The 9,325-nt window shown below is 56.9% G+C and carries 10 protein-coding genes; 3 read left to right on the top strand and 7 right to left on the bottom strand.

From position 1 onward, the window contains the following. The 3 genes from ACPYOI_RS32905 to ACPYOI_RS32895 form a co-directional block, all read right to left on the bottom strand. On the bottom strand, window positions 1-769 hold a 769-nt coding region (locus ACPYOI_RS32905; RefSeq protein WP_481423952.1), incomplete at its 3' end, for an MFS transporter. 13 nt (window positions 770-782) lie between these two features. After that, the gene (locus ACPYOI_RS32900) at window positions 783-1,970 is read right to left on the bottom strand and encodes an HlyD family secretion protein (RefSeq protein WP_481423951.1); all 1,188 of its coding nucleotides are present in this window, start codon (window positions 1,968-1,970) and stop codon (window positions 783-785) included. A gap of 204 nt (window positions 1,971-2,174) precedes the next feature. After that, window positions 2,175-3,170, bottom strand: coding sequence for a LysR family transcriptional regulator (locus ACPYOI_RS32895; RefSeq protein ID WP_481423950.1), 996 nt, complete (start codon window positions 3,168-3,170; stop codon window positions 2,175-2,177). Window positions 3,171-3,330: 160 nt separating this feature from the next. On the opposite strand from ACPYOI_RS32895, the gene ACPYOI_RS32890 reads away from it, so the two are divergent. Both ACPYOI_RS32890 and ACPYOI_RS32885 read left to right on the top strand, forming a co-directional pair. Beyond that, complete coding sequence (locus ACPYOI_RS32890; protein WP_481423949.1) at window positions 3,331-3,876, top strand: 4-hydroxylaminobenzoate lyase; 546 nt, start codon at window positions 3,331-3,333, stop codon at window positions 3,874-3,876. A 19-nt stretch (window positions 3,877-3,895) separates the two neighbouring features. Further along, on the top strand, window positions 3,896-4,894 hold the full coding sequence (locus tag ACPYOI_RS32885; protein WP_481423948.1) for a LysR family transcriptional regulator: 999 nt from the start codon (window positions 3,896-3,898) through the stop codon (window positions 4,892-4,894). Between the two features lie 448 nt (window positions 4,895-5,342). Here the strand turns inward: ACPYOI_RS32885 and ACPYOI_RS32880 are convergent, their stop codons facing one another. Then, entirely contained in the window at window positions 5,343-6,593 is a 1,251-nt protein-coding gene (locus ACPYOI_RS32880) for a bifunctional alpha/beta hydrolase/OsmC family protein (RefSeq protein WP_481423947.1), read from the bottom strand. 666 nt (window positions 6,594-7,259) lie between these two features. On the opposite strand from ACPYOI_RS32880, the gene ACPYOI_RS32875 reads away from it, so the two are divergent. Beyond that, window positions 7,260-8,126 carry a hypothetical protein gene (locus ACPYOI_RS32875; RefSeq protein WP_481423946.1) on the top strand — a complete coding sequence of 289 codons (867 nt, stop codon included), beginning with the start codon at window positions 7,260-7,262 and terminating at the stop codon, window positions 8,124-8,126. 234 nt (window positions 8,127-8,360) lie between these two features. Here the strand turns inward: ACPYOI_RS32875 and ACPYOI_RS32870 are convergent, their stop codons facing one another. The 3 genes from ACPYOI_RS32870 to ACPYOI_RS32860 all read right to left on the bottom strand — a co-directional run. Beyond that, window positions 8,361-8,489, bottom strand: coding sequence for a hypothetical protein (locus ACPYOI_RS32870; protein WP_481423945.1), 129 nt, complete (start codon window positions 8,487-8,489; stop codon window positions 8,361-8,363). Window positions 8,490-8,500: 11 nt separating this feature from the next. Beyond that, a complete protein-coding gene (locus tag ACPYOI_RS32865) occupies window positions 8,501-8,800 on the bottom strand; it encodes a DUF982 domain-containing protein (RefSeq protein ID WP_481423944.1) in 300 nt (99 codons plus the stop codon). A 72-nt stretch (window positions 8,801-8,872) separates the two neighbouring features. Further along, a partial coding sequence (locus ACPYOI_RS32860; RefSeq protein ID WP_481423943.1) for an Hsp20 family protein occupies window positions 8,873-9,325 on the bottom strand: 453 nt, incomplete at its 5' end.

Here is a 9,325-nt window from a genome sequence, read left to right as displayed (position 1 = left end):
GAATGAACGCAGCTCCAACGAGACCGACAATCAGGCCGGAACTGAGCCAATCCAATCTATTTCCTTGATCGAGCGCAGCAACAAGGGCTCCGATGCCAAGAGATAAGGTAAGAAGACCGAACAAGTCAGGTCTGCGCAGGCGCATGTACTTCACAGGGTCCGGTTTCAAGCCATATGCTGCTGCAAAAATTGTAAGTGAGGCAGGTATGAGATTCAACCAGAACAGATAGCGCCATGAGAGGTGATCGACGATGATAGCCTCAAGACTGACAGAGAAGCTCGGCGTGACACCGGAAACCATTGCATAGAGCGCCAGCCAAATCAGCCTCCGCTGTTGAGACGCATGTCGCATGATCACGCCATAAGTCATTGGAATGAGAACTCCGGCGCTGAAGCCCCTTAATGCCTGGATGGTTAGCAGAATGCCGAGGGATGGACTAAGTGGTGCAAGCACCGAAAGGACTGAAAAGATCGCCGCCCCGATCACGATGCAGCGAACCGGCGAAAGCAGCTGGCGCATCCAGATTGTCGCCGGCACAGCAGTCGCTTCAGCCACAACATAAGCGGTAGTGATCCAAGATGCCTCATCGAAGCTGATCCCCAGGCTGCCTCGCAGGTCCACGAGACCGACGTCGGTGAGACGGGAACTTAGGACTGCCGTAAACGTGCCGACAAGCACCGACACTACGGCAACGAACGCTTTCCAGTCTGACAGGCCGAGCACAGCTGGCAATCCAGCCGATCTGATTCTATCGTCGGTCGTTGCCAATGCCACAGGCCTTTCAGTTGCTCTGTCTTTCGGCTGTCTGATCGGTGTGAATGGTGGGAACGACCGACATTCCGGGGCGAAGCAAATCGGTCAGGCCATCTGAATCGTCGATCTCAATCCTGACCGCGATCCGTTGCGCCACCTTTGTAAAGTTGCCGGTCGCATTGTCCGGCGGTAGGAGTGCAAATTCAGACCCGCTTGCGGGTGAAACGTCAACGACACGCCCGGTCAGGGTGCGCCCTGGAAACGCATCGATGGTCAGCGTGGCCGACTGTCCCGATCGGATGCGGGACAGCTGGGTTTCTTTGTAGTTGGCAAGGACATAGAGGTGGGGCAAAGGCACGACCTCGATGACCCGCGTCCCGGGCGACACGAATTGACCGATGCGCACTCTGCTGGCGCTTGTGATACCATCCACAGGCGAGAATATGCGAGTTCGAACCAAATTGATCCGCGCGATATCGAGGTCGGCCGTGCGGCTGGCGAGATCGGCTTCCGCTTGTTGTTTTTGAGCCTGGAGCACATCGATCTTATGCTGTTGGGCGTCTACGTCAGCCTTTTTCTCGACAAGCTGAGCTTCGAAGCGTCGAAGGTCAGCCACTGCGGTTTCACGTTTCTGTGCGGTCGTCCAGCCCTCGCTTGAGGCGGTTTGCTGACGGTCGTACTCGCTTTTTGCCCGGTCGCGGTCGGCCAAGACTTCGCCCACCACCGCTTCAGATTGCGCGATAATTTTTTGCTGCAGAACGATTTGACTGGCGGCGTTGAGAATCGTGGCCTTGGCACTGCCAACAGCGGCCTGTGCGCGTGCGAGCTGTGCGATATAATCGCTGTCGTCGATCTGGATCAGCTCATCGCCAGCCTTGACGCGCTGGTAGTCCTTAGCAAGGACCGCTTTCACCTGCCCACTCACCTGAGCACTAATCGGGGATGTATCGGCCTTGAGATAAGCGTCGTCCGTTCTCTGATCCGTCCTGTTGGCTATCCACTCGCCCCATCCCATCGGTACGACGACTGCGGTGCATATGGCGACCAGGATGATGGCAACGCGGATGAGGGCAATCGCCCCCCGCCTTATAGAACGTTTTGAGCTCCGAGGCGCCGGCGCGACGACCGGCTGGTTCGGAACATCAGGCTCGCCGACCCTGCCTTCGGTTGGATCCGCCTTCCCTACAGATTGATAAATCGCGTCAGCCGCCGTCATCGCGTTTATTCCCCGTGGGCCCCGAAGCGTCGGGTCTTGGCGATCCGAGCCGAGGGCCGCGACGTTTAGACCGGTCAGCTGTCGTGACTGATCGGAACATGAGTTCCTATGTGGACTCGTTTACGGTTAGGAATTCGATCAAAGCCAGCAGCAATATTGCCAAATCGATTGTGCACGTTTGCGCGAATGCTGTCCGAGATTCGGCTATGACCGGAATGCCGCGAGTTGGGCGCAACTCTCATGGCGCAAAGACTCACTCGCATCATGAATAATTTGGCGCAACCACGTGTGGGCGGGGTCTCTGTTCTGTCCTGCGTGCCACAAGGAGCTCACCTCCAAAACTGCCGTCGGAAAAGGCATTTCGTGCATGTGCACCTGGTTGTTCGTTCTCAGGACTCGTCCCAACTGCCGAGGCACGATGGCTCCGTATCCCCCAACACTCAGAAGAGCCGGGATCGCGAGGAAGTGAGGCAGGACAATCCCGATCCTCGGAATCTGCTCGCGGGAAGCATAGGCTTTTGCAAGCGCCGCCTTGTCAAACATATCAGAGCGACGAGACAAGCCACGTTCCGACAGATATCCGTCCTCTCCTTCACCGGCGCCGAAGGAAACCACGCAAAGTGTCAGTTGCTGCAAATCATCCAGGGTCAATGGTTGATCGATATCTAACCCGGTGATCAGAACGTCATCATAGGAAAAAAGTGGCGCCGACCGGAAGCGGCCTGCAATCGTCGAGAATGTTCCGATGGCAATGTCGATCTTTCCAAGATCGATTTGCTCGGCCAAATCGATCCGAGTTGCTGGTCGAATAACCAGATCTATGCAGGGCGCTTCTTTTTTGAGGGTCTGCAAGATCCGGGGGATTAGGACCATGGTTGTTAGATCGTTTGCTGCAACCGTGAATGTGCGATTGGACGTGCTCGGATCGAATGTGCCGGCGTCGATCGCGACTTCAAGAGCATAGAGCGAGTTTCGCACCACCGGAGCCAATTCCAGAGCGCGCTCCGTCGGCTGCATTCGTGAACCGAGCCGCACGAAGATCTCATCTCCTATAATATCGCGCAGGCGAGCGAGAGAATGGCTAACGGCCGACTGTGTAAGATTGAGCTTTCGGCTGGCTCTGACAACACTCTCCTCTTCTATCAACGTATTAAAGACGCGCAGCAGGTTAAGATCCAGACGTCTGAACTTATCGCTCATTGAAAAACCCCATGATGACGGTGCACCACTAGACCACAATATGAATTTGATTCATATGCAACTGATGGAATATCACTTCCAGTGGGCAGCGTTGACCGTATGTTTGTCTTACATGAAAAGTTGCCGCCGTCTGTTCGGCCTTCACACTTGGAGCAGGTCCATGAGCCATAGAGATGAACTTATCCGCCGCAGCGTGGACTTCTTAAAAGTTGTGAAGGACATGACGCCGAGCGCCGAGCTGGAAAGGTGGCTAAATGAGACCTATGGTCCATCGACACAGCTCTATAAGGATCTCGCGCGATTGATCAAGCTCGGTGTCGAGGAAGGATGGGCTGCGAACCAGGAGGTAAGCGGCTCGGATTATCGCCGCAGCCGCATCGTAGAACCGTCGGCCGACACGTTTCATTTCAGCATCACCGCGGTATATATGAATAGTAAGGCGCCGCAGGCGTTTCCCGACAACGAAGATGGGGATGTACTGCGTGGCCAATATCATGGGCATCCCTATGGCGAGCTTAACCTCGTGGTGCCACTTGATGAAGGCGCCGAATTGAAGGGCTTGCAGGGATGGCAGGGTGCCGGCTGGACCGCACCGGATCCTGGCAGCAGGCACTACCCAGAAGTCAAGGGCGGCGCTCTTATAGCTCTCTTTTATCTGCCGGCCGGCAGGATATCTTATGATTTCGAACCACCCGAGGCAGCCTGACTAGCACTGAGTTTTGATCGTGATCCGCAGTGACGTTCTCAATGGTTTGTCCTGGGACGACTTCCGCATTGTCAAGGCAATCGGCGACGCCGGGAGTCTAGCGTCGGCGGCCTCGATGACAGGCGTCAACACTTCCACAATCGCAAGGCGGCTCACTCAGATCGAAGCCATATTGGGCGTAGCTTTGTTCGAACGGCGCAGGACCGGCTACGTCGCTACGGAGCCGGGCGTCGAGGTCATCGCGCTCGCCAAACGACTTGAACTCGATATTGTCAGCGTTTCGCACCGCATCAGTGGCCGTGTTCACAAATATTCCGGTCACGTAAAGGTCGCAACCAGCGATTCGCTAGCGCTTCATATCCTGACGCCATTGGTTGCAGAATTCCGAAAAACCTATTCCGCTATCACTGTGGAAGTCCTCATCGGAAACGCGTCGCTCAACTTGGCCCGCGGCGAAGCTGACATCGCACTGCGAGCAACGGATGCGCCTCCGGAAAGCCTGATCGGCAAAAAGATCTCCTCCATCGGCTGGGCCCTATACGGCTGCAATCGCGTCTGGAGAGACCGTCCAGACTCCCTCCATCTTTGTCCTACGATCAATTGGGTCAGTTTCGGCGGAGCGCTTTGTGTACTAAAGGCCAACGCGCTCATTGACGGTAACCCGTCTCAGTCGAGAGCGGCCTATCGAGTTGATTCTGTTGAGGCGGCGGCAGCGGCGATTGCCGAAAATGTCGGTGTCGGTTATCTGCCGTGCATGCTCGGCGATCTTCACCCAGGGCTTGTTCGCATCGGCCCAATCGAGCCGTCTTTGTCGTCAAACCTTTGGTTGCTGACCCATCCCGATATCCGAAGGACCCCGCGTGTTAACGCGTTCATGACATTGTGCGCGGCCTTTATAGTGAAGCAACGCGCTGTGATCGAGGGACAGAGCATGGATGACAATCATCGTCCGTCCGTGCCCACACGTGCCCGTTCGGGGATGGGGCCGGGGCCCGATATCGATCGCGACGTGCGGTGACGAGTGGAGCTGCCACGAATAAGAAACTTGACCAACGGGCAGCGCTGCTCTGTGGCCATCTCGCTCACGCGCCTAGCAATCCTCCAGCGGCGCTTGTCCAAGCGCTGAATGTTTGCCGATCTCTGCAAGATCGTCGGGTGACATAGCTGGCAACCGCGAGGCACCTCGCCCGAGCGCTCATCGAGAGCTCGACTTGGTAGCCGCCAGCAAAGAGGACCCGCATTCGTAATATTTGACGACAAACGCTCGAGTTCAGCGCCTCCACACGAGGCCACCACTACGTCATATACGCGGGCTTACCGGAGCGGCGAAGACAGGTGACGAGCTGACCGTGCTGCCGGATTGGATGTAAATGCGAGACGTCCAAGCTCAAAAACTTGTCTCAACGGAACATGACCGGGATCGGAGATGTTGGTCATGCGCGCCCGAATGTGGAAGACTGGCTCTGTCAATGACGCGGCGGCTCACGGTCTCTAATCGCCGGGGTCGGGACAATGGTCAGATTGTCTTGAACGAGGCTGGTTTTGACATCAGCGCCCCGGACGAGCGTGAGATCGACGGGACAGCGGTCCGCGATCGCAAGTATGGCTTTGCGCTGCTCCTCCTCTAGCGGACCCTCCAGGGTTACCGTGCGGGCGAAAAGATCCGCAGGCGTCTCTTCGGGACGCTTGGAGTGAACCACCACCGTTCGGGCGTGCTCCAAGGGATATCCCTTGCGCTCAGCATACATTCGCATCGTCATCGTTGTACAGGCGGCAAGGCCAGCCGAAATTAGCTCGTAGGGCGACAATCCAGTTCCCGTCCCACCAGCGTTCTCCGGCTCATCAGCAAGGAGCCGATGCGGACCGCTCCGAATGGCAAGCTGATAGAGCCCGTGACCTGTCTCCTCGGCGACGACGCCGGTTGCTTCCTCGACCTGCGGCAGATCATCGACGAGCAAAGGGAGATAGCGTGACGCCCAGGCTGCGATGATCGTTGCCGCATAGTCGGCGTCGGCGCGGCGGGTGAGCAAATGGTCCGCGTCATCCAGCGAAACGAAGCTCTTTGGATGCTTGGCCGCTGCGAAGATGCGGGACGCATTTTCGATACTCACTGTGCTATCACGTGGGGCATGCAGAACCAACAAAGGGCGATGCAGTTGGGCAATGTGTGCTTCGAGATCGTGCTGGCGGATATCCTCGACGAACGTCTTGCGAACGATGAAAGGTCGGTCAGCTAAGTACACTTCGGCTTCACCACTTTTCTCGATGCGCGTAAGACTTTCGGGAGTGAATTGATGGAGGACGTGCGCCACATCGGAGGGCGCACCGATCGTTGCGACGGCCCGGATCGTGGGCATCCTGCCGGCAGCTGCCAGTGCAGCTGCACCGCCCAGACTGTGTCCGACGAGAAGTGTCGGCGCCATCCCGGCTTCCGCCATGGCTGCGCCGGCGGCGACGAGATCACCGACATCGGCAGCAAACGTGCCCTCGGAAAATGAGCCGCCGCTGGATCCAATTCCGGCAAAGTCGAACCGGAGCACTCCGATGCCGATGAGGGCGAGCGCCCGTGCCAATCGCACCGACGCCAAGCTGTCCTTTCCGCATGTGAAACAATGCGCAAGGAGTGCCCAACCCCGAGGGGTTGCCTGCGGCTGCTCGATGCGTCCCAAAAGGCGGTACCCGTTTGGACTATCGAGTTCGAATGACACATTGGACATGTCCACGTCTCTTTTCCCGCAGCGGGCCTTCGCAGCTAGATTGATCGGTCGGCACAAAGATCGCGCCGCAGGTACAGCAAAAAGCTCCTCACCGCTTTCGCCAACCAAAGATGGTAGGTACGATATAGACAAAGCATCCGTCGTCGGCATCATCCGCATCCAGCGAAACGGACTGTATTTCTGCCGGATCGCTTCTGCACGATTGCGGTTCGGGACGCCGGATAACCATCCTACCTACCGGCGCCAGATTTGCCTGGCGATGTAATGTCGTCTGCAGCTTAAGGCTTGGAGGATAATTCCGCTGAGATGAACTTGCCGACGATAAGTTACAAGAATCACTGCTTTTCACAGCAGATCATCGCCCATGCGTCTGGCTGTATTTCCGGTTCTCTTTCGCGGCGCCTTATCCGTGTGCGCCCAATAGAACGAAAATTGCAACCGCAATCACGGTAGTTATCGCCACCGCGCAAAGAGCATATGCGAGACGGAAAGCGATCTTCACGCGTGATTGCTCAGTCGAACTACGCGCTGGAACATCAGATATCTTTGTCATGATACTCTCCGTTTAGGCTCAAGGACGTGCGGACGGCACGTGTACGGACGTTCCGCGCGGGTGATGGCGCGGCCGCGGTGGACGCAACACCTTCGCACCGGACGCTGGTGAACATGTACCGCGCCAGTGGTGAAGAAATCGGCAAGATGTTGCTCAAAGAAGGCTTCGCTCAAGAGTGCCCGGCGTGCGTAGAAACGAATGGTGCGGAGAGCGAGCGGCAAACAACAATATACCGCGCTGAGCGGATGGCAGGCCAATCGTACGCTTTTCCAAAAGTGTTTAGCCGCTTTCCACCACAACCTGTGATCAAACATTGTACAATGCCAAAGCGTAAATTAGAGTCCGTGGCCGACGCCTTACCGGGGAAATCGATGCTGATTTGCATCATTGTTTTAATTGCAGCTATTTTGTTTGGATTTGCAGGATACGTGGTTGCAAAAGGAAAGGGTCGAAGCGGAGCGGGATGGTTTATCCTTTGTTTTCTGTTCTCGATCGCCCTTGTGTTCCTTGCCCTCTCACATCCAATACTGCGCGCGGATAACTTCACAGCCCGAGGACCAACTTTCGGGCCGATCTTGCCGCAGGTTGCGTCAAAGGAGTATGACAAAGCGAAATGGCTTAAGCTTGTCGAATACGATTCCGATCTACACACTGCGGTTGCGAAACTCAGTCCTTACGGCGTGGAATACCTGGACCGCCTTGCCTCAGACTATATGACCATCGGTGACAAAGCTTATCTCGCATCAATTGCAGCGAAGATCGAAGCTGAGGCGGCATCTAAGCATAAGGAAAACTCGTCGCAGCCGATCGACTCCGAGATGACGGCGCCAATCGATTCAGGCGTGTACTGGGGCATCTCGTGGCGGTCGTTTGCTAGTGGGGCCGTCATAGCCGATTTTCCAGACGGAGAAAGACAGTTCGACAATACGAAAGAGTTTCAAACCCACGTGAAGCTCGAATGGCGTAAGCAGAACACTTGAAACCGCATCCGCGTTTTTCCGCGCGCCGTATTGAGCTTGAGGACAGCAGTGCGATCACGCTCTGGTATTGCCGGAAGCATCAGCCGTCGAATTATCGCCGGCTGCCGCCCGGGGAGTAACGCACGCGGTGGCCCTATCGCGTGCTTAGAATTTGTAGCCGAGCTGCACACCTGCACGTGTCATGCCGGCATTGGGCCCGTCGCAGAGGCTGGCGGCAGCCGAAGATCGCCGAGATCAGAAATCGTACCGCCGGTCGAGCTCTCTGAGCGCAGACTGGATTTCGTCTATCTGCATACTCGGGAGCAAGATCGCCGGACTCATTGCCATGGCATTGCTCGCCGCCTGCTGCGACACATCGTGCATGTCGAGTCTCCTCAACGCACGTGCGGATCTCTGTCTCGCCGAAGGTAAGACGCCGCGATGGTATCAATCTCCGGCGCCAGCAGATCGTGCTTTTCGGCAAACGCGGCAAACAGGCCCCGCGCAGTCTCTGCTTCTATCTCCCCGCGCAGTGCCGCGCCACAAGCCTTCAGTGCTACCGAGTGCGCGGTATCCCTGAGCGAAGCAGGCCATTCGCAAAGGTGCCTGTAGGCATCCATGACGCTGCGGACCTTGGCCGGAAAACCAAGTCCGACAAGAATGGACACAGGTTGTTTGAACATGTCGGGTTTCATGACGCTCTCCTTCCCAACCCGGAATGTCTGATAGGGCGCCGTCCCAGCGGCGCCCTTTCTCCAAAGTTCTGATTAGGCGGCCTTCTGCGCTTCGATCTGGGCCGGGGCGGCCGGTTGTGCGAGGGCCGGATTAGTCTGGATGTCGATCTTTCGCGGCTTCAGGGCTTCCGGGATCTCGCGAACGAGCTCGATCGAAAGGAGACCGTTCTTCAGATCCGCTCCGTTCACCCGGACATGATCAGCGAGTTCGAAACGGTGCTCGAATGGCCGGCCGGCGATACCGCGATGCAGATAGCCTTCGTTGGCCGTCTCCTGCTTCTTGCCGGAGATGGTCAAAAGATTGGACTGGAAGGTGATGTCGAGATCATCCTGCTCGAAGCCGGCCACCGCGATCGAAATGCGGTAGCTGTCATCGCCGGTCTTGACGATGTCATAGGGCGGCCAATCGCTGATCGAGCGAGCACGCTGGGCGTTTTCCAGAAGATTGAAAACCCGGTCGAAACCGACGCTCGAGCGGAACAGGGG

The sequence above is a fragment of the Rhizobium sp. SVR5-2C genome (assembly GCF_056755115.1).
Note: the sequence above shows the minus strand (reverse complement) of the source record. Positions and strands in the feature narration are given on the sequence as shown.